This is a genomic window from uncultured Formosa sp. (assembly GCF_947500765.1).
Lineage (GTDB): Bacteria > Bacteroidota > Bacteroidia > Flavobacteriales > Flavobacteriaceae > Formosa.
This window is the reverse complement of record NZ_CANMTH010000001.1, coordinates 85,746-108,060: the sequence shown is the minus strand read 5'-3', so window position 1 is coordinate 108,060 and position 22,315 is coordinate 85,746. Positions and strand designations below refer to the sequence as shown.

At 30.1% G+C, this 22,315-nt stretch carries 17 protein-coding genes; 11 read left to right on the top strand and 6 right to left on the bottom strand.

Features of this window, described 5'->3' with window-relative positions; all coding sequences use genetic code 11:
• The first annotated feature begins 1 nt into the window (after position 1).
• Both Q1B05_RS00480 and Q1B05_RS00475 read left to right on the top strand, forming a co-directional pair.
• The gene (locus Q1B05_RS00480) at positions 2-1,024 is read left to right on the top strand and encodes a lipoate--protein ligase (RefSeq protein WP_299776526.1); all 1,023 of its coding nucleotides are present in this window, start codon (positions 2-4) and stop codon (positions 1,022-1,024) included.
• Positions 1,025-1,126: 102 nt separating this feature from the next.
• On the top strand, positions 1,127-1,339 hold the full coding sequence (locus tag Q1B05_RS00475; protein WP_057781596.1) for a hypothetical protein: 213 nt from the start codon (positions 1,127-1,129) through the stop codon (positions 1,337-1,339).
• A 75-nt stretch (positions 1,340-1,414) separates the two neighbouring features.
• Here Q1B05_RS00475 and Q1B05_RS00470 read toward each other — a convergent pair whose 3' ends face one another.
• Both Q1B05_RS00470 and Q1B05_RS00465 read right to left on the bottom strand, forming a co-directional pair.
• Positions 1,415-1,732: a heavy metal-binding domain-containing protein gene (locus Q1B05_RS00470; protein WP_299776525.1), complete on the bottom strand. Its 318-nt coding sequence runs from the start codon at positions 1,730-1,732 to the stop codon at positions 1,415-1,417.
• A 17-nt stretch (positions 1,733-1,749) separates the two neighbouring features.
• Complete coding sequence (locus tag Q1B05_RS00465) at positions 1,750-2,679, bottom strand: SPFH domain-containing protein (protein WP_299776524.1); 930 nt, start codon at positions 2,677-2,679, stop codon at positions 1,750-1,752.
• 304 nt (positions 2,680-2,983) lie between these two features.
• On the opposite strand from Q1B05_RS00465, the gene Q1B05_RS00460 reads away from it, so the two are divergent.
• Positions 2,984-4,795, top strand: a complete 1,812-nt coding sequence (locus Q1B05_RS00460) for a T9SS type A sorting domain-containing protein (RefSeq protein ID WP_299776523.1) — start codon at positions 2,984-2,986, stop codon at positions 4,793-4,795.
• Between the two features lie 94 nt (positions 4,796-4,889).
• Here the strand turns inward: Q1B05_RS00460 and gltX are convergent, their stop codons facing one another.
• Positions 4,890-6,401 carry a glutamate--tRNA ligase gene (gltX, locus tag Q1B05_RS00455; protein ID WP_299776522.1) on the bottom strand — a complete coding sequence of 504 codons (1,512 nt, stop codon included), beginning with the start codon at positions 6,399-6,401 and terminating at the stop codon, positions 4,890-4,892.
• 164 nt (positions 6,402-6,565) lie between these two features.
• On the opposite strand from gltX, the gene Q1B05_RS00450 reads away from it, so the two are divergent.
• From Q1B05_RS00450 to Q1B05_RS00420, 7 genes are all read left to right on the top strand, one after another.
• The gene (locus Q1B05_RS00450; RefSeq protein ID WP_299776521.1) at positions 6,566-9,958 is read left to right on the top strand and encodes a hypothetical protein; all 3,393 of its coding nucleotides are present in this window, start codon (positions 6,566-6,568) and stop codon (positions 9,956-9,958) included.
• Between the two features lie 2 nt (positions 9,959-9,960).
• A complete protein-coding gene (ybeY, locus tag Q1B05_RS00445) occupies positions 9,961-10,371 on the top strand; it encodes an rRNA maturation RNase YbeY (protein ID WP_299776520.1) in 411 nt (136 codons plus the stop codon).
• A gap of 65 nt (positions 10,372-10,436) precedes the next feature.
• A complete protein-coding gene (mnmG, locus tag Q1B05_RS00440; RefSeq protein ID WP_299776519.1) occupies positions 10,437-12,308 on the top strand; it encodes a tRNA uridine-5-carboxymethylaminomethyl(34) synthesis enzyme MnmG in 1,872 nt (623 codons plus the stop codon).
• Positions 12,309-12,419: 111 nt separating this feature from the next.
• Complete coding sequence (locus tag Q1B05_RS00435) at positions 12,420-13,277, top strand: class I SAM-dependent methyltransferase (protein ID WP_299776518.1); 858 nt, start codon at positions 12,420-12,422, stop codon at positions 13,275-13,277.
• A 231-nt stretch (positions 13,278-13,508) separates the two neighbouring features.
• Positions 13,509-14,021, top strand: coding sequence for an OmpH family outer membrane protein (locus Q1B05_RS00430; protein WP_299776517.1), 513 nt, complete (start codon positions 13,509-13,511; stop codon positions 14,019-14,021).
• A 212-nt stretch (positions 14,022-14,233) separates the two neighbouring features.
• Complete coding sequence (locus tag Q1B05_RS00425; RefSeq protein ID WP_299776516.1) at positions 14,234-16,606, top strand: TonB-dependent receptor; 2,373 nt, start codon at positions 14,234-14,236, stop codon at positions 16,604-16,606.
• A gap of 5 nt (positions 16,607-16,611) precedes the next feature.
• A complete protein-coding gene (locus Q1B05_RS00420; protein WP_299776515.1) occupies positions 16,612-17,463 on the top strand; it encodes a DUF4249 domain-containing protein in 852 nt (283 codons plus the stop codon).
• A gap of 135 nt (positions 17,464-17,598) precedes the next feature.
• On the opposite strand, the gene Q1B05_RS00415 is transcribed toward Q1B05_RS00420, so the two are convergent.
• The 3 genes from Q1B05_RS00415 to Q1B05_RS00405 form a co-directional block, all read right to left on the bottom strand.
• Entirely contained in the window at positions 17,599-18,573 is a 975-nt protein-coding gene (locus Q1B05_RS00415; protein WP_299776514.1) for a hypothetical protein, read from the bottom strand.
• A 548-nt stretch (positions 18,574-19,121) separates the two neighbouring features.
• On the bottom strand, positions 19,122-19,517 hold the full coding sequence (locus Q1B05_RS00410) for a DoxX family protein (RefSeq protein WP_299776513.1): 396 nt from the start codon (positions 19,515-19,517) through the stop codon (positions 19,122-19,124).
• A gap of 6 nt (positions 19,518-19,523) precedes the next feature.
• Complete coding sequence (locus Q1B05_RS00405) at positions 19,524-20,675, bottom strand: DNA polymerase III subunit delta' (RefSeq protein WP_299776512.1); 1,152 nt, start codon at positions 20,673-20,675, stop codon at positions 19,524-19,526.
• Between the two features lie 206 nt (positions 20,676-20,881).
• Between Q1B05_RS00405 and Q1B05_RS00400 the strand changes: the two genes are divergently transcribed.
• A complete protein-coding gene (locus Q1B05_RS00400) occupies positions 20,882-22,069 on the top strand; it encodes a phosphoglycerate kinase (protein WP_299776511.1) in 1,188 nt (395 codons plus the stop codon).
• The last annotated feature ends 246 nt before the right edge of the window (positions 22,070-22,315 follow it).

The following is a 22,315-nucleotide window of genomic DNA, read 5'->3' as shown; positions in this document are numbered from 1 at the left end:
TATGGTTTTTATAGATAACGAAGGCGTTACAGATCCGCATTTAAATTTGGCTTTAGAAGAATATGCTTTAAGACATTTCGATGCTAATACCGATTATTTGTTGTTTTACATTAACGAACCATCTATTATAATTGGCCGTAATCAAAATACATTAGAAGAAATAAATCAAGACTATATTACAGAAAAAGGCATTCACGTGGTGCGCCGCATTAGTGGAGGAGGAGCTGTATATCACGATTTAGGAAATCTAAATTTTAGTTTTATTACCAATCATGATAATGCCAGTATGCATAATTTTAAAAAGTTTACTGCACCAGTTATCGAAGTCTTGAAAAATTTTGGTGTAGAAGCAGAACTTATTGGAAGAAACGATATTTTAATAGACGGTAAAAAAGTCTCCGGAACAGCACAATTTACTACCGGAAAACGCATGTTTAGTCATGGAACATTGTTGTTAAGTACAGATTTAAACGAAGTGGCTAAAGCTTTGCAAGTTAAGATGAGCAAAATTCAATCTAAAGGTCATAAATCAGTTAGAAGTCGAGTGGCAAATATTAGCGATTTTTTAGAGGAACCTTTAACCATAGAAGCTTTTAGAAGTTTAATTTTAGAAGGTTTATATGCAAACGATAAAAATTTTAAAACCTACGAATTTACAGCAGCAGATCGTGAAGGTATTGCGAAATTAAAAGCAGAGAAGTACGACGATTGGAACTGGAATTATGGGCGTTCGCCTAAGTTTAATATTCAGCGTACAAAACGTTTTCCTATTGGTGAAATTGATTTACGAATTTTTGTTGAAAAAGGACACATTGCCGAGTTTACCGTATTTGGAGATTTCTTTGGAAAAAATGCGGTTGAAGAACTCTCAGTTATTCTCATTGGTTTGCCTTACGAAGAAACAGCTATTAAAAATGCTTTAAAAGATATAGACCTTACTGAATACTTTGGAGCTATCGATACAAATGAATTTTTAGCCATGATTTATGGTAATGATGACATCGATTCTGAGGTTTCCGAATAATTAAAAACTCATTAAAAATTACAATTCAATTTATTTAATAAATAGCTAGTTATATATAATAGCTTGTTTTTTTGTACCTTATAATATCTATTTTAAAGTATTATGAAAACACAAGAACAATTACTCAAAGACATTTCAGAAATCGTTTGGACTATAGAAAATGATTATCCTGAAGTCTATCAATATCTTGATGAAAATCCGATAACAATTCCAAATTTTGAACATCCAGAAGTTACAGTAATAGAACTTGAAGAATATTTGGATAGCTTGAATGTTATTATTGAAAATTATAAAAAAGAACAACGTATAAAATAACTATACAAAACAAAAAACTCCTGATTCTAATTTTAGAATCAGGAGTTTTTTTTATAATTAAAAAAATAACTTTTATTAGAATTTAACAGCGGTTCCAGAAGCAGTAACCATTAACATGCCACCATTAGGACCAACGGTTTCATAATCTAAATCTACAGCAACAATACCATGAGCTCCTAACTCTTGGGCACGTTCTTTCATTTCTTTTAAAGCACTATCTTTTGCTTCTCTTAAAACTGCTTCGTAAGAACTTGCACGTCCGCCAACAATATCACGAATTCCAGCAAAAAAATCTTTTATAAAATTAGCTCCAATAATAGTTTCTCCTGTAACTATGCCTAAATATTCAGTAATTTTTTGAGTCTCTAGAGTAGGTGTGGTTGTAACAATCATTTATATATAAATTTAAATTATTCTATCTCTTTTGGTTTGTTTTTAGCTTCTTTCATGGCTTCACCAATTTGGTTACTAGCAACAAAACTTGCAACCATATCGTTTAACATATTACTACCTGCTTGAGGCGAGTTTGGTAATAAAATTAAGTTACTATTAGTTTCTTCACCTAAAGATTGTAATGTATCATAATGTTGTGTTACTACAATTAAAGCAGATGCTTCTTGAGAATTAATTCCAACACGATTTAAAACTTCTACAGATTCTTCTAAACCACGAGCAATTTCACGACGTTGATCTGCAATACCTTGACCTTGTAAACGTTTACTTTCAGCTTCAGCTTTTGCTTTTTCAACAATTAATATACGTTGTGCATCTCCTTCAAATTGTGCTGCAATTTTTTCACGTTCAGACGCATTAATACGGTTCATTGCCGCTTTAACTTGAGCATCTGGATCAATATCTGTTACTAAAGTTTTTATTATATCGTAACCATAATCAGACATGGCATCGTTAAGTTCCATTTTTACTGCGATTGCAATATCATCTTTTTTAACAAAAACGTCATCTAATTTCATTTTTGGTACTTCTGCACGAACTACATCAAACACATATGAGGTAATTTGATCGTGTGCATAATCTAATTTATAAAAGGCGTCGTATACTTTTTCTTGAATCACTTTAAATTGTACAGATATTTTTAAGCGTACAAATACATCATCTAACGTTTTGGTTTCTACAATAACATCTAATTGCTGAATTTTTAAACTCATACGACCAGAAATACGATCAATAAATGGAATTTTCATTTGTAAACCAGAATGGCGAATACTTTTAAATTTTCCAAAACGCTCTATAATTGCAGCTGTTTGTTGCTTTACCGTAAAAAATGAAAGGAACAAAACAACCAGAATTAAGAATACAAAAGGGATAAATAATACGGACATAGTTTTATTTTTAATAGTTAGTAAATGTGTTACTAAATTTAGTCTATTATTTTTGATTCGTTAAATAAAATAAGATTCAAAACTGAATTTAGCTTTCTTATCTGTATATATAATACGTTAAAATGTTACACTATTAATTAGATTTATCTTTTAATAGATTATCAAATGCATATTTCTTAGACGAAATACTTTTAACTATTCATTCGTCCTTTAAAAATTTCAATTCATCGTTTTAAGTCCCGCTATCAGAGTGATTAGCTCCTAAAAGAATATATTTGATTTGCTATTACTCAAATCTACAGTTATGATTCACAGATTATTACCTCTTTTTGGTATTGTAATTTGTTTCGTTCAAATTACCTACTCACAAAACCAAAACGAAATAGTTGCTTCTAATTGGTTGAATTCTAATTATGCTACATCACGAACTCTTAATGCTTATAACCTTAAAAAACAGTTTAATAAAGTAGGAGAATCTGGAGAGACTTTTAGATATGGTCAATTTGTAAATGGTGTTCCTGTTTTAAATGCTACTGTTGCAGTTCACGTTTCTCCTAATAGCGAAGTAACTTATCATTCAGGAGATTTCGATACTGCTATTTCTCCAATTACTACTACACCAGAAATTACTTCAGATCAAGCTGTTTCTTTAGCTGCAAAATCTTTAGGTATTGTAGGAAGTATTACACAAAAAGAATCTAAACTTTATGTTTATAATAATAATGGCGATACACAATTAATATATCGTGTTACTACAAATTCTAAAACTTTAGATGGGTTTTGGGAAACACTTATTAATGCTAAAACGTCTGAAATAATTAGTAATACAGATATTGCACATTATTACCATGGACATGATCATGGACATGAAAAAATAACAGAGCGTACTGAACCTAATACAGAAGCTACTGGAAAAATTTTTAATCCTGATCCTTTATCTTTTTCTGGTGAAGTTTATGGTGGTAATTATATAGATAATAGCGACAGTACAAATGTGTATTTAGATAATGCTAGAACAGAAGTATATTTTAATATAGCAAATAGTGTAGATGGCGTTTATAAATTAAAGGGAGATTATTTAGAAATTAAAGATATTCAAGATCCAGAAACAGGTCTTTTCGAACAAAATTCACCAGATTTTAATTTTACTAGAGATCAAAATGGTTTTGAAGCTGTAAATGCATATTATCATATTGATATGAACATGCGCTATATAAATGAAACTTTAGGTATTGAATTAAAATCAATGTATAACGATGGTATTATTTATTACGATCCACATGCTTTTAATGGTGCAGATAATTCTTCTTATGGTGGTGGTGTTTTAAAGTTTGGTACAGGTGGAGTAGATGATGCCGAAGATGCCGATGTTATTGTACATGAACTAGGTCATGGTATTCATGAATGGTTAATTCAATCAAGTATTTCTCAAGAAGAAGGTTTAAGTGAAGGTTTTGGTGATTATTGGGCTCAATCTTATAGTCGAGGATTAGAACGTTCTAATAGTTCCAGATCTAGTGCAACGTATAACGATTTATTTAAATGGGATGGACATAATGAATTTTGGAATGGTCGCGTTACAGATTATAATGTGCATTATCCGGATGGTTTAGTAAATAAAATTCATACAGATGGACAAATTTTTGCAACAACATTAATGGAAGTTTGGGAGTATTTAGGAAAAGAAACTACCGATAAAATTGTGTTAGAAGGCTTGGCCATGACAAGCTCTAAGTCTAATCAAGCAGAAGCTATAGCAGCTATTCGTCAGGCCGCTGTAGATATGAATCTTGCTTGTGAAGATATTGAGTATATCACGACTATTTTTAATGATAGAGGTTATGCCGTAGAGAATTATAAATGTTCTCGTTTAAGTGTTGATGATACCGACATTTCAGATATTAAAATTTATCCAAATCCAGCTTCTAATGTTATCAACTTTAAAAATATTACAAGCGAGCATCAGATTATGATTTATAATATGATGGGACAAAAGGTTTTAAATTATACCATTACTCAAGCTAATAATTCTGTAAATGTATCTAAATTACCTAAAGGCATGTATATTATTTCATTTAAAGATTATACAACAAACTTTAAGTTTATTAAGCAGTAATAATAAAATATAAGACAATAAAAAAGCGCGTATATAACGCGCTTTTTTTATGCAATAGTAAATACTTCAATTATAATTAGTAGTATTTTTGTTTTTATATCCCTGAATTTAGTTTTTCTATTCTATCTATAGTTTGTTGTTTTCCAATCATAAACATAATTTCAAAAACATCTGGTCCTTGTAAAGCCCCAACTAAAGCTAATCTTAATGGCATCATTACTTTTCCAAAACCTATTTCTTTAGATGTAATCCATGCTTTTATATCATTTTGAAGCGCTTCAGCAGTGAAATCTTCAATAGTGTTAATAACGGTAACCAATTCACTTAAAAGTGCTTTAGTATCATCTTTAACGGCTTTTTTATAAGCTTTTGGATCATATTCTTTTGGTGATTGAAAAAAGAAATGACTCAAATCCCATAAATCTGTAATAAACGTTGCACGTTCTTTAATTAAATTAACAGCCATAGCAATGTAATTTACATCGATGTCTTTTAATTCTTCACGTTCTGCTTTAAAGGCTTCTGCAAGTTCGTCGTTATTTTGTTCTTGCATATAATGGTGATTAAACCATTTAATTTTATCTGGATCAAAACGTGCTCCAGCTTTATGTACACGTTCAATATCGAAAGCTTCAACAAGTGCTTCTAAACTAAATAATTCTTGTTCTGTTCCTGGATTCCATCCTAAGAATGCTAAGAAATTAATCATAGCATCTGCAAAATAGCCGTCTTCTTTATATCCACGTGAAACATCTTTAGTTTTAGGGTCAATCCATTCTAAAGGAAATACAGGAAATCCTAATTTATCTCCATCACGTTTACTTAATTTTCCTTTACCAGTAGGTTTTAAAATTAAAGGTAAATGTGCAAATTCTGGAGCGTCCCAACCAAATGCTTTGTATAATTGGTAATGTAGTGCTAAAGATGGTAACCATTCTTCACCACGAATAACATGTGTAATTTCCATTAAATGGTCGTCTACAATATTCGCAAGGTGATAGGTTGGCATTCCGTCGCTTTTAAATAATACTTTATCATCTAATATATTCGTGTCTATTTTAATGTTTCCACGAACTAGATCTTTTAAATGTAAAGTTTCATCTTGAGGCGATTTAAAACGAATAACATAATCTTCTCCAGCATCTAATTTTTTTTGAACTTCTTCTGGAGAAAGAGATAACGAATTTGTTAGTTTTAAACGATTGTGCCAATTGTAAATAAATGTTTTTCCGTTTTGTTCATGCTCTTTTCTATGTTCATCTAAAGCATCTGCAGTATCGAAAGCATAATAGGCATTATTTGTAGCAATTAATGTTTCAGCATATGCTTTGTATAAATCTTTACGTTCACTTTGTCTGTATGGACCAAATTTTTCATTTTTTCCAGGACCTTCATCGTAAGGAATATTACACCAATTTAAGGCATCAATTATATAATTTTCGGCACCTTCTACGTATCTGTTTTGATCTGTATCTTCTATACGTAAAACAAAAGTTCCGTTATGTTTTTTAGCAAATAAATAGTTGAATAAAGCAGTACGAACACCACCTATGTGAAGCGGTCCTGTTGGGCTTGGTGCAAAACGCACACGAACATTTTTAGTCATGTTTTTTTATTTAAGAGTGCAAAGATACTGTGATAAGTGTAAAGATGAAAGCTTTAATAAAAGAGATAATCATTTTAAAAATTTCATTTTAACAGAATGTTGCATTTTAAGGCTGTTATAGCTAAAATTATTATTGTAATTTAGTGGGTTAAATACAAGTTAGATTGGATAATTTTAAAGTTATAGTTAAAAAATTAGAAGCCTTTATAAGTCGTTATTACATTAATGAACTTATTAAAGGTGCAATTTTGTTTTTTTCTATCGGACTTTTGTATTTTTTATTTACCCTTTTGGTTGAACATTTTTTGTGGTTAAGCCAAAATGCTAGAGCAGTTTTATTCTGGCTTTTCATCTTGGTTGAAGTTTCACTTTTTGTCAAGTTTATTATTATTCCGTTAATGCAATTATTTAAACTTAATAAAGGCATTAATTATGTAGAAGCCTCAAAACTTATCGGAAATTATTTTCCTGAAGTAAATGATAAATTACTGAATGTTTTACAACTTCATGAAGATGCTTCTAAATCTGAATTATTAATAGCTAGCATTAATCAGAAAGCATCAGAGTTAAGTCCAGTGCCTTTTAAATTAGCTATAAACCTTAATCAGAATGTTACATATTTAAAATACGCTGTTTTACCTGTTTTAGTTATCTTGTTTTTTATTTTTTTAGGTAAAATAAACTGGTTTACAGATAGTTATAAGCGTGTTGTAGATTATAAGACTGCTTATGAACCACCAGCACCGTTTCATTTTTTTGTTGTTAACGAAAATCTTAACGCAATTGAAAATAAAGACTTTACTTTATATATAAATACTGCAGGGGATGTTATTCCTGAACAAGCCGAGATTGTATTTAATAATGAAACCTATATATTAAAAGATAAAGGTTCTGGTGCTTTTGAATATGTTTTTAATAATTTAAAGGACAACATCACATTTCAATTACAAGCTAATGGTGTACGCTCTAAACCTTATAATTTATCTATTGTTGCTGTTCCAACTTTATTAAGTTTCAATATGGTTTTAGATTATCCTAACTATACAAAAAAACAAAACGAAGTTTTAAAAAGCTCTGGAAATGCAATTGTTCCAGAAGGCACAAAAGTAACTTGGAAATTAAAAACGAAGTCTACAAATCAAGTACAGTTATGTGCTTTTGATACAATTAATTTTGATAAAGATTCAGATAATTTTGTTGCTTCCAAATACGTTGTTTCTGATTTTAACTATAGCTTAAGCACGAGTAACAATAATCTTCAGAATTATGAAAATTTAAGTTTTGCTATAGATGTAATAAAAGATCAATTTCCTGAATTAAAAATTGAAATGGTACGTGATACAGTCGATTTAAAAACCATGTATTTTAATGGTCAAGTTAGTGACGATTATGGCTTAAAGGATTTGAATCTTGTTTATTTTGAAACAGATAATTTAAGTGAGTTACATACTATTTCTATTCCTATTTCAAAATCCAATGTCGATCAATTTATTACTGCTTTTCCAAATCAATTAAAATTAAAAGAAGGTGTATCTTATAGTTTATATTTTGAAGTTTTCGATAATGATGAATTTCATAAATATAAACGTACAAAAAGTGAAGTATTTACATATAGAGAAAAAACATTGAGTGAAACTAAAAATACTCAACTGGAACAACAAAAAAATTCCATTCAAGATTTTAATAATACATTAAAAAAGTTTGATGAGAATCAAAAAAATATAGATGATATTTCTAAAACTCAGAAGATAAAAAAGAGTTTAAATTTTAATGATAAAAAACAAATTCACCAAGTTCTTAAACGCCAAGAACAACAAGAAAAGATGATGAAAAATTTCAATAAATCTTTTCAAGAACAACTTAAAGAATTTGATAAAGACCAAAAAAATGATGCATTAAAAGAAGACCTTGAAAAACGTTTAAAAGATAACGAACAACAATTAAAACAAGATGAACGTCTTTTAGATGAATTAGAAAAATTACAAGATAAAATTAGTGAGGAAGAACTGTCTGAAAAGTTTAAATATTTAAGTAATCAAAACAAAAAACAGAAGCGTAGTTTAGAGCAATTAGTAGAATTGACTAAGCGTTTTTATGTTGCAAAAAAAATGGAAAAATTGCAACAAGATTTAGAAACTTTAGCTGATGAGCAAATCCATCAATCTGAAAAATCTGAAAAAGAAAACACTTCTGAAAAACAAGAAAATCTAAATTCTAAATTCGACGAATTTAAAAAAGAATTAGATGCTTTACAGCAGGAAAATAAAGAGCTTAAAAAACCAATGAATTTTCCTAGAGATGAACAAACCGAATCTGAAATTGATGAGCTTCAAAAACAAGCTTTAGAAAACTTGAAAGAGCGTAATTCTAATGATGCTAACGATTCTGAGAAATCTGAACAAAAGGCTAAACAAAAACAAAAGCAGTCTGGTCAGAAAATGAAACAAATGAGTTCTTCTATGCAAGAGTCTATGCAAATGGATGGGGGAGAACAAATGCAAGAAGATGCTGATATGCTTCGTCAAATATTAGATAACTTATTAATATTTTCTTTTGATGAAGAAGCGTTAATGAATGATTTTAAAACTATTGATGTTAATCATCATACTTACGCTAAGAAATTAAGAAAGCAACATGACTTACGCGAGTATTTTGAACATGTAGATGATAGTTTGTTTTCTTTATCTCTGCGTCAGCCTATGTTGTCCGAACAAGTAAATAATGAGATTTTAGAGTTATATTATTATCTAGATACTTCGCTTGAAGAGTTTTCTGAAAACTTAATTTATCAAGGAGTATCGTCTCAGCAACATGTGTTTTCTTCAGCAAATGTATTAGCAGATTTATTAAGTAATATTCTTGATAATATGGAAGATCAATTAAACTCTTCTTCATCTTCAGGACAAGGTAGTAAAAGTAAACAATCTGGTAAAAGTGAAGATCAGCTTCAAGATATTATAATGAGTCAGGACGAACTTAATAAACAAATGCAACAACAAATGCAAGGTGAAGGTTCGCGAAAAGGAGAAGGTAAAGAAAAAGAAAGTGATTCAGGTAAAACAGGCAAATCTGGTTCTAGTGGTGAACAAGAAAATGCCAAGCAACAAGGTAATGGTGAAAATCAAGGACAAGGTAACGGATTAAAGACTGAAGAATTAAATGGTGAATTATTTGGTATTTATCAACGGCAGCAAGAATTAAGAAATCAACTAGAAGAACGTTTAGCTAAAGAAGGTTTAACACCTGATGGAAGACGTTTATTAAGGGAAATGGAAGATGTTGAAATGGATTTATTAAATGACGGTTTTACTCAAAAGACACTTGAAAAGATGTTAAATTTTGAACATCAATTATTAAAATTACAAGAGGCTACATTTCAACAAGAACAAGAAAATAAAAGAGAATCTAAAACTAATTTTGATTCGTTTACAAATAACAGTTTAGATAAATTACCTCAGGCAAAACAATATTTTAATACTACTGAGATATTAAACAGACAAGTCCTACCTTTGCAGCAAAGTTTTAAAAATAAAGTGCAACTGTATTTTAATAAATAACGATGATATATTTTAATTATGAAACCGATTTTGAATTGGTAAACGAAGACGTGTTAGCTCAATGGATTAATGCGACTATAGTAGAGGAAGGATGTAAAGAAGGCGAAATTAATTATATCTTTTGTAACGATGAATACTTACATAAATTGAATGTAGAGTTTTTAGATCATGATACTTTAACTGATGTTATTAGTTTTGATTATTGTATTGGTAAAGAAATTCACGGCGATATTTATATATCTGTAGAACGTGTTAAGGATAATGCTTTAGATTTTAAAACCAATTTTGAAGACGAAATTCATCGTGTTATTGTACACGGCGTTTTGCATTATTGTGGGTATAAAGACAAGACTGATGATGCCGCTAAACTTATGCGTTCTAAAGAAGATTACTATCTTTCCAAACTTAACTAATCTACCTTTTTTTGCAATTGTTCCACGTGGAACAATTAATAATTATAATTTAAAATTTAATAAAAATGTTCGATAAAGTATACGATGTAATTGTTGTTGGTGCAGGACATGCAGGTAGTGAAGCTGCTGCATCTGCTGCAAATATGGGTAGTAGTACATTGTTAATTACAATGAATTTACAAAACATTGCACAGATGTCTTGTAATCCTGCTATGGGTGGTATTGCTAAAGGTCAAATTGTTCGTGAAATAGATGCACTTGGTGGTTATAGCGGAATTGTTAGTGACACGTCTGCTATTCAATTTAAAATGCTGAATAAATCTAAAGGACCTGCAATGTGGAGTCCAAGAGTACAAAGTGATCGTATGCGTTTTGCAGAAGATTGGAGATTAATGCTAGAGCGAACACCTAATTTAGATTTTTATCAAGACATGGTTTCTGGGTTAATTATCGAAGGAAATAAAGTTGCTGGTGTAAAAACATCTTTAGGAATTGAGGTGAGAGCAAAATCTGTTGTGTTAACAAATGGTACGTTTTTAAATGGATTAATTCATATTGGCGATAAAAACTTTGGTGGAGGTAGAGCAGGTGAAAGAGCTGCTACTGGAATTACAGAACAACTTGTAGAGTTAGGTTTTCAATCGGGTAGAATGAAAACAGGAACACCACCTCGTGTAGATGGTCGTTCTTTAGATTATTCTAAAATGACTGAGCAACCTGGTGATGCTTCTCCAGAAAAATTTTCATATTCTAATGTTACAAAACCGCTAACAAAACAGCGATCTTGTTATATGACATATACTAGTACTTTGGTTCATGATTTACTTCGCGAAGGGTTTGATCGTTCACCTATGTTTAATGGAAGAATTAAAAGTCTAGGACCTAGATATTGTCCTTCTATAGAAGATAAAATTAATCGTTTTGCAGATAAAGATCGTCATCAATTATTTATAGAACCAGAAGGATGGAATACATGCGAAGTGTATGTAAATGGTTTTTCTACTTCGCTTCCAGAAGATGTTCAATTTAAAGCATTACGTTCTGTTGTTGGATTTGAAAAGGTTAAATTTTTTAGACCAGGTTATGCTATCGAGTACGATTATTTTCCGCCAACACAATTAAAGCATACATTAGAAACTAAGTTGGTTGAAGGATTATATTTTGCTGGTCAGATTAACGGAACCACAGGATACGAAGAAGCGGCTTCTCAAGGTTTAATGGCTGGTATAAATGCAGCACTTAAAGTGCAAGAAAGAGATGAATTTATTCTTAAAAGAAATGAAGCTTATATAGGTGTTTTAATAGACGATTTAATTACAAAAGGAACAGAAGAACCTTATAGAATGTTTACGTCTCGTGCAGAATATAGAACGTTACTTAGACAGGATAATGCAGATTTTAGATTAACACCAAAAGGTTTTGAAATTGGTTTAGCTTCAGAAAAACGTTTAAAACGTATGGAAGATAAACATTCTAAGTCTGAAAATTTTGTTCAATTCTTTAAAGATTTAAGTGTTAAACCAGATGTAATTAATCCTATTCTTGAAGAAAAAGATTCTGCTACAGTAAATCAATCTGGTAAATTATTTAAGGTATTTGCGCGTCCAAATATTGAAATGGACGATGTACGTAAAATTCCAGAAATTGACAAGTATATTCAGGAACATGATTTAGATCGTGAGATTATAGAGCAAACAGAAATTCAAGTTAAGTATGCTGGTTATATTGAAAAAGAAAAAAACAATGCAGATAAATTAACACGATTAGAGGATATTAAAATTCCTAGCAATTATGATTATTCTCAAATTAAATCCATGAGTTTTGAAGCACGTGAAAAATTGAAAAAAATTCAACCTACAAGTATTTCTCAAGCTTCTAGAATTAGCGGAGTATCTCCTAACGATATTTCTGTTTTATTGGTTTATATGGGGAGATAAATTATTTGTTCCACGTGGAACAAATAATTGTTTTAATTGTAAACATCAGTAAAAAATAAGTTTAATTGGAAATTTTAGAAGTATTGTATGAGTGCTTCATTATTATAATTCATGAATAAAATAGTAAATAACGTGTATTTAAAATGTAAAGATTATTCTGTGTCTTCAGAACAATTCGAATTAATACATGATACAGATCTTGATATTTTAATAACCACACCGCAACCAAAAGCAGATCGGTTAGGGGAGTATTATAAAAGCGAAGATTATATTTCCCATACAGATGCAAAACGTAATATGTTTGAAAAAGCATATCATGTAGTAAAACGTGTTGCTTTAAAACGAAAATTAAATTTAATTAATAGTTTTAATCTATCGGAAAAAACACTTTTAGATGTAGGGTGTGGGACAGGAGATTTTCTTCAGATTGCAAAATCTAATGCCTGGAATGTTTTTGGAATCGAACCAGATGTTGATGCTCGAAAATTGGCAATTAATAAAGTTGGTAATGATATATATGATACTTCTAAAATAGATGAATTAAAAAGTAATAGTTTTGATGTTATTACACTTTGGCATGTTTTAGAACATTTACCAAATTTAGATACGCATATCGCAAATTACAAACGTCTTTTAAAAACAGATGGTGTTTTAATAATAGCTGTTCCTAATTTTAAAAGTTATGATGCTAGTTATTATAAATCATTTTGGGCAGCTTTTGATGTGCCTAGACATCTTTGGCATTTTTCACAAACAGGAATATCTAAATTTTTAGCCAAGCAACAATTTAAAGTTATAAAAACATTGCCTATGATTTTTGATGCATTTTATGTGAGTTTACTTTCTGAAAAATATAAAACAGGAAAAATGAATTTTATTAACGCTACAAAAATAGGTTTGCAGTCTAATATTAAGGCAAAACAGTCTGGAGAGTACTCTTCTTTAATTTATGTAGTTAAAAACGTGTAAACAATCCATTTAAAGCGATTATAGAGTGTTTTAAGTGTTGTAAGGTGTTGTGAGTAGTCTTTTTTGTAATCTTTTCTTAAATCCTTTTAAATAAAGCTATTTTTGATAAGTATAATTTATTAAAAACAATTAATCAATAAAAATATCTGATAGATAGTTAATAGCATAATATTAGGTTAATTATCTATCTAACTTTTCTATTTTTGTTTCACAAAATAAATTTTAGGAACAATGAAAAAAATATCTTTATTAGTAGTTACATTAATTACTATGGCTTCTTGTCAGCAAACTCAAAAAATAGCATTTGTAGACAATTCTAAATTGATTAATGAATATCAAGAAAAAATAGATGTAGAAGCAAAATATAAAACAATGATTGAGGCGTCTAATAAAAATACAGACAGTTTAGCTCAAGCATTTCAAGCAGAATATCAAGAGTTTCAAGCGCAAGCTTCAAAAATGCCTCAAGATAAAGCACAAGCACGTTACCAACAGTTAGGGCAAAAACAACAAATGTTACAGCAACAAATTCAGATGGGCGAGCAGCAAATTACTTTGCAGAGTCAAAAAGAGATTGATTCTTTAATTTCTAAAGTAAGAAAATTTGTTAAAAATTATGGTGAAACAAATGCTTACGATTATATTTTAGGAAGTAATGATGCAGGTAGTGTAATGTATGGTAAAGATGCAGACGATTTAACTGAAACACTTATTAAAGCATTAAACGATTCTTATAAGAAATAATTTAAATAATAATCTTATTATCTTAAAAGTCAAACATGATACACGTGTTTGACTTTTTTTATGTCTAACTATTAAGAGTCTTTATTTCTGAATTGTTAACCAAAGATTACTAATTACATTTAAATATCATTATTTCAGCCTTTAAGATTATATTTATCTGTATAATACAAAAGAATTTCTGTTGTTTTGTATTTTAATAAAACTGTATTTATATGATGAAAACAACACTTAGTGTTTGCTTTTTACTTCTTGGTGTGATTATGCACTCCCAAGAAAATTTCTCTGTAAGTGGAACTATTAAAGATTTTTCTAACGGAGAATCTGTTTTTGGAGCTTCTGTTTATTTAGAAAATACTAGTAACGGAACCATAACTAATGCATACGGATTTTACTCGCTTTCTGCTCCAAAAGGAACCTATAACCTTGTGGTTTCTTACTTAGGTTATGTTACAGTTTCAAGACAAATTCAATTAGATAAAAATCAGAATGTGTCCTTCGAGTTGGAAGAAGATACAACCACTTTAGATGAAGTTGTAATTACGGCTGAAGAATCTGAAAAAGCAAACATTAGAGATCCACAAATGAGCGTGTCTGTTATAAAAGGTGAAACCATTAAAAAAATTCCTGCAGTTTTAGGTGAAGTCGATTTAGTAAAATCTATACAAATGTTGCCAGGTGTTACTAATAATGGCGAAGGTTCTAACGGTTTTAATGTTAGAGGTGGAGCTACAGATCAGAACTTAGTACTTTTAGATGAAGCTATTATTTACAACGAATCGCATTTGTTTGGTTTTTTCTCTGTCTTTAATGCAGATGTTGTAAAAGATGTGAAGCTGTATAAAGGTAATATTCCGTCTAATTACGGTGGTCGCGTGTCGTCTGTGCTCGATATACGTCAGAAAGAAGGGAATAGTAAAGATTTTGATTTAACGGGCGGAATTGGCTTAATTTCAAGCCGACTTGCAGCGGAAGGCCCTTTATTTAAAAGTAAAGGCTCATTTATTGTTGCAGGACGTTCGTCTTATGCACATCTATTCTTACAAGCCGCTGGGCAAGATAATACCGCTTATTTTTACGATGTAAATGCAAAAGGGAACTACGAAATCAATCAGAATAACAAATTGTATTTATCTGGTTATTTTGGTCGAGATATTTTAAATTTTTCAGATTCTTTTAAAAATTCATACGGAAATAGTACTTTAAATTTACGTTGGAACCATGTCTTTAATGATAAGTTGTTTTCAAACTTATCTGTAATTTATAGCATGTATAATTATGGCTTAACTTTAGATTTTATTGGTTTAGATTGGCAATCGGACATTAAAAATTTCAATGTTAAATATGATTTTAAATATTACTTAAATAATAAAACCACTATCGATTTTGGAGTGAGTGGAATTAATTATAATTTCAATCCAGGAGAAGTAAGACCAACAGATGAAGACTCTTCGATTAATGAAGATATTTTAGATGAAAAACGGGCTTTTGAAAGTGGTGTTTATGCAAACGTGGAACATAAATTTACAGATCGTTTAAACCTTCAATTGGGGTTGCGTTTTAGTCTGTTTAATCGTTTAGGTGGACAAGCAATTTCGACTTACGAAAATAATCAGCCAGTGGTTTATAATGAAAATTTTGGCATTTATGAAGAGGGGACAAAAACTGGAGAAATAGACTATTCTAAAGGCGAGTCTATAAAGACTTTTTCTAACTTCGAACCGCGTTTAGGTTTAGCATATCAATTAAACGAATCGTCTTCTGTAAAATTAGGGTATTCAAGAATTGCACAATACTTACATTTATTATCTAATACAGCTAATGCAACGCCTTTAGATGTGTGGGCGCCAAGTGGTACATTTATAGAGCCTCAATTAGCAAATCAATATTCAATAGGGTATTTTAAAGAATTATCTAACGGTTTGTTTTCTATAGAAACCGAAGCGTATTATAAAACGGTAGATAACAGAATTGATTATATAGATGGTTCAAATTTAATTGCTCAAAACAATATAGAAACTCAAATTTTATCTGGCGAATCTAGAGCGTATGGTTTAGAGTTTTTATTCCGAAAAAATAAAGGAAGATTTACAGGGTGGTTTGCGTATACACTTTCAAAATCTGAACAAAGAACACCTGGTGGTTCTGCTGGCGGATTGGGTATTAATGATGGAGAATGGTACAATACCGCATACGATAGAACACATGATTTATCGGTTACGGGGTCTTATGAATTATCTGAAAAATGGAGTTTAAGTAGCAATTTTATCTTTCAAACTGGTCGACCTACAACGTATCCCGTTGGTCAATACGAATACGAAGGTTTATCTATTCCTGTTTACGACAGTCGTAATGCAAACAGATTACCTTCTTATAACAGATTAGATGTAGGAGCAACTTATACACCTAATAAAAAACCAAATGCAAAGTGGAAAGGCGAGTGGGTGTTTAGTATTTACAACCTATACGATCGTAAAAATGCTGCATCAATTTCTTTCGGGCAAAACTTAGAAACCGGTGTTAATGAAGCTACACGCACAGCTATTTTCGGGATAGTGCCATCTATTACTTATAATTTCAAATTTTAATCCTCATGAAAAACACATTATATATTTTTTTAGTAGCTCTATTTAGTATGTTAACATCGTGTACAGATGTGGTCGAGGTAGATGTGCCAACTGCAGATGCAAGACTTGTTATAGAAGCGTCTTTAGATATTGTAAAGGGAACTTCTGGAATGGAGCAAACAATAAAATTAAGTACAACAACACCGTATTTTGAAACCGAAGAGCCAAGAGCTGTTACAGGTGCAGAAGTAACCGTGACTCGAGTTAGTGATAATGCTGTTTTTGTTTTCGAAGATCAGTTAAATGGTGAGTATACAACGACATCTTTTGGAGCCTTATTAGATGAAACTTATACACTGAATGTTGTATATAACGGTGAAACATTTACGGCTACAGAAACCTTATTACCAACAACCAGTATTACTCGTGTTACGCAATCTCGTGATGGTGGATTTTTACCAGAGGCTTTAGAGTTGAATGTGTATTTTAATGATCCTGTTGACGAAACTAATTTTTATATTTTAAGATATTTTGAAGTAGGCGATTTATATCCAACGCTATTTAGTGTTTCAGATGAATTTTTAAACGGTAATGAAGTACATATGTTTTTTGAAAAAGACGGAGACGATGAAGAAGATGAATTTGAACCTGGAGATATAGTAGATGTTAATCTTTATAATGTTTCAGAAACGTATTATAATTACATGGATATTCTTATTGGTCAATCTGGAAGTTCTGGGAATCCGTTTAGTCCTGCTCCTGTAGAATTACGAGGAAATTGCATAAATATTACTAATGCAGATAATTACCCGTATGGCTATTTTAGAGTGACTCAAACAGATGCTGTAACTTATACTTTTATTGAAGATGAAGAGTAATATATCTTTAGAAAATATTTAAAATAATAGAACACAAAATTTTGAACCAATAGGTGTAAATTTTGTGTTTTTTTAAGGGATGAGTTTAAAATTAAAAAGACTAAAAACTTTATTATTACAACACTATATATAAGTTTATAATTCAATTTTATTTAACTCTTTAAAGAGGTCTTTTAATAGATATGATTTAGTATTTAAAGTCGTTTCAATGATTATTTCATCCTTCTCTATTTTATATATTTTTTTGTAATCTTCATCATCATTTAGTCTTACAGTAATTCCTTTTTCAATATCAATAATAAAAATAGGATTTGAAAAATTTAGAGAATTAGTTAGTTGAATAATAATATAGTTATTTACTAATTTTAACTTGCCAATGGCATCTCTCCTTAATTTTTCGGGAGAACCAGTGATTCCGTAATCTGCAACAAAAAGCCAAGCATAAGAATTATCTTTTTTTAAAATAACTCCTTGAGATGACTTAAAGACTTTATAAGCAGGAGATTTTTCAATCATAAGTAAGCCATTTTCATTTTTATTTCGAAAATGATTGTGTCCATAGTAAATTAACCAACCTTCTGTTGTTAATGGATTGTACCAATCTGGAACTTTGCCATTAGTAAAAAATAATTTATCAAGTGTCTCGCCTTTAACATCAATATAGTAGGTTTTAGGTAATTTTATTTCTCCTGAAATCCATTTTGGTGGCGTGTTAATAATTAAGTCGAAATATGTATTATCTTTTAATTTTTTATAATTCATATTAGAGGTGATTAGCCATTGCAGTGACGCTTCCGGTGTATCCCATTTTTCAGGTAACAATTCTTTTTTAATAGCGTCTAAAAAGGGTTTATTACTGTCTTCCATTAATTTAGGTGGAATAAGAATAGTTTCCTTTATATCGCAAAAACATCCAAAACTATTAAGTTTAAAAGTATCTTTTGTCTTTCCGTTTATCAGTGTAACATAAGTGCCTCCAAAACTACTTCCTCCGTCGTAATAAGATTCTAAAGTGTCTAAATCCCCATCATTATTAAAGTCTTTGTTAGTGGTTTTATAATTTTGGCTAAAAGCAATTATTGGTAGCAGGAAAGTTAAAATGTATTTCATAATTGTGTAATTTTTATGACACTATCAATTAACGATAAATTATATTTAACTCCATATCGTTTTCCTTAATTCGTTTTATAAATATTTTAATTACAGAGATAACCATTTTATATCTGTAATTACTTTAGAATTATATATTGATTTTACATGTTATGTTACTATAAAATGAGAAATAAATTTTGTTCTGTAAAGCTAGGGCAGCTACCGCTTAAATGCGATAGATAAAAGTTTAAATTGATAAGATTTAATAGTTATGAGTTTGTATTAGGAGTGGTCTTTAAAATAGAAAATTTGAACGTATTTTTTTTAGAAAAAACTTAAAATAATACAGCGTAAAATTTTTGAATCAATAGATAAATTTTTTGTTCTTTTTTTGTACAATGAGTTCAAAATTAAAAAAGATGTATTTTATTGATTACTAGCTATTTAATTATTAAAATAAACATCAATTTTTTTTAAAAAATAAAATTATGAAAGTTGATTAAAAATGAAATTTTAAACAAAAAAAATAAATTGTTTTTTTCTTGAATAAATGATGTGTAATATTCCTATTGAAATAGAAAAACAGCAAAGATTGAAACTATAAAATAAATAGTAATGTTTCTGGCGCCATCAAAATCTTTCGCAATACGTTGGCCTATTAAAAATATGAGTAAAACTAGGCAAGAAAAAATGGTACCCAACAGTGAGAAATTAGTGCTTTTCTGAGTTATAATTTCAAAAATTCCAAGACTACAAAACAGGGTTGTTAGTACTTCTAAAATTAAAATAATAAATAAAGTTGTCGGAATTAATGGTGGTACAAACGTATGAGCAAAATGTAATTTTAAAAAGGAGACATTACCTTTCCAATCGGTTAATTTATCTATAACACTCATTAAAAACGTAATAATTAAAAAGATAAGAATAAGTAATTCTGCGCTATGATTTAAAATAATTTTCATAGCTATTTAATCTTGTTTCGCATGAAGTAAACGTGTTAGTTTAATAGATAAATCTGTTAAAACAATTTTAGAATTTCCGTTACGCTCAATATGATAAATAGCATCCTGAAGCGCTTCATAAATATCCATAATGTTTCCGTTATGAATAAAAGGCGCAAACTTTTCTAGTTTAAAAGCAGTTTTAGGTTCTAAGTATACTAATTCATTTGCACTGTAATTTAGAAGCATCGCCTGACGGAAAAAGTCCATACAAAAAAGTAAAAATTGTTTTTGTGTTTCACGACCAGTTTTGGCAATCTCTTCACTCCAACTTATAATATCGTGAATGGCTGCTTTATTTCCTTTTGCTTTAAAAGCACTTCGTACCCAAAGTACAAACCAGTCTTCAAATTGAGTGTCTTCAGAATCGTGATAAACTAAATCGCAAGCTTTGTTGTAATTTCCGTTGGATTGACGTGCAATTTTAGTAGCTACATTTTCTTTTATCTCGTAATCTTTTACAAGTGCTTTAATTATAACTTCTTCTGCTAGTGCCGGAAAATGTAAAACTTGACAGCGGGAACGAATGGTATTTATAATATTTTGTTCTTCTTCTGCAATTAAAAGGAAAACTGTTTTGCTAGGTGGCTCTTCAATTAATTTTAATAATTTATTGGCAGCCGCGGCATTCATTTTTTCGGCCATCCAAATAATCATCACTTTATATCCGCCTTCGTAAGCTTTTAAAGTTAATGCTTTAACAATATCTTGTGCTTCGTCTACACCAATTTGTCCTTGTTTATTGTCTACACCCAACATTTTATACCAATCAAAAAGATTTCCGTAAGGTTGTTCTTTTAATAATTGTCGCCACTCGGTTAAAAAATGACTAGAAACAGGATGCGATTTTATACTACCAGTTGTAGTTACAGGAAAAGCAAAATGCAAATCGGGATGGGAAATGTTATTAAACTTTAGGTTGCAGGATTCGTTACCTGTATTATTTTCTCCGTTTGTGTTTTTGCATAAAATATATTGCGCATAAGCGATAGCTATTGGTAAGGTACCGCAACCTTCTGGACCAACAAATAATTGCGCATGTGGTATACGACCATTATCTACACTTTGTGTTAAATGATTTTTAATATGATCCTGACCTAAAATATCTTTAAATAACATGTCGCAAAACTAAATATTTTTTAATTAAAGCAGCGATTTAAATGTGTGATACTTTTATAATGAAATTAAGATTTATCTGTATTTTAAGTAATGTGATCTTAATTTTTTAAAAATCTTTTAAAATAGAAAACGTTTTCGTAAAAAAACACGTTTTAAAGCTGTTTATTATTGTTTACATTTGTAGAATAACATCAAAACTTTTTAGGATGAAAACACTTAATGATTTCAATTTTAATAATAAAAAAGCATTAATTAGAGTAGATTTTAATGTGCCTTTAGATAAGGATTTTAATGTAACAGATAACACAAGAATAGTATCTGCTAAACCTACAATTATTAAAATTTTAGAAGATGGAGGAAGCTGTGTATTAATGTCTCACTTAGGAAGACCAAAAGGTGTTCAGGATGAATTTTCTTTAAAACATATTATAGATGAAGTATCTAATGTTTTAGGAGTAACTGTAAAATTTGCTTCAGATTGTGTTGGTGAAGTCGCAGAGAAAGCTGTTGCAGATCTTCAGCCAGGAGAAGTTTTATTATTAGAAAACTTACGTTTTTATTCTGAAGAAACTGCTGGTGATGTAAAATTTGCAGAGCAACTTTCTAAATTAGGAGATATTTATGTAAATGATGCTTTTGGAACTGCTCACAGAGCACATGCATCTACAACTATTGTTGCTCAATTTTTTCCAGAAAAGAAATGTTTTGGTTTCTTGTTAGCTCAAGAAATTGAAAGTATCCAAAAGGTTATGGAAACAGGAGAAAAGCCTGTTTTAGCTGTTTTAGGAGGTGCAAAAGTATCTTCTAAAATTACGATTATCGAAAATATTTTAGATAAAGTAGATCACTTAATTATTGGAGGAGGTATGACATTTACTTTCGTTAAAGCACAAGGGGGGCATGTTGGAGATTCTATTTGTGAAGATGATAAAATGGAATTGGCTTTAGATATTTTAAAGCAAGCTAAAGAGAAAAACGTACAAATACATATTCCTGTAGATGTTGTTGCTGCAAATGCTTTTAGTAACGATGCAGAAACTCAAATAGTAGATGTAACTGCAATTCCTGAAGGATGGCAAGGTTTAGATGCTGGACCAAAATCTATCGCGAACTTTAATAAAGTGGTTTTAGAGAGCAAAACTATTTTATGGAACGGTCCTTTAGGTGTGTTTGAAATGCCAAATTTTGCTAAAGGAACAATCGCTTTAGGAGATTCTATTGCTGAATCTACTAAAAATGGAGCGTTTTCTTTAGTAGGTGGAGGAGATTCTGTTGCTGCAGTAAAACAGTTTGGTTTTGAAGACAAAGTAAGCTACGTAAGTACCGGTGGTGGTGCTATGTTAGAAAGTTTAGAAGGAAAAACTTTACCTGGAATTGCTGCAATTTTAGACTAAAATACACAGATTTAATTAATGATAGCTTAAGAGTTTTATAACTTTAACTTTCATTTTCAGTATAAAAATACGAATTTAGCGGCTTTCACGTTATACCCAACTAAAGGTTTTATTAATGAAGCACCGACTAAATTCGTATTTTTTTTATTTTGCATTTCTACAAATAACATGTTTTTATGCTCAGAATCCTCAATCAAAAATAGTGGATCAAGATTCTTTACTTACTAGTGAAAGTAAAGTAACTCA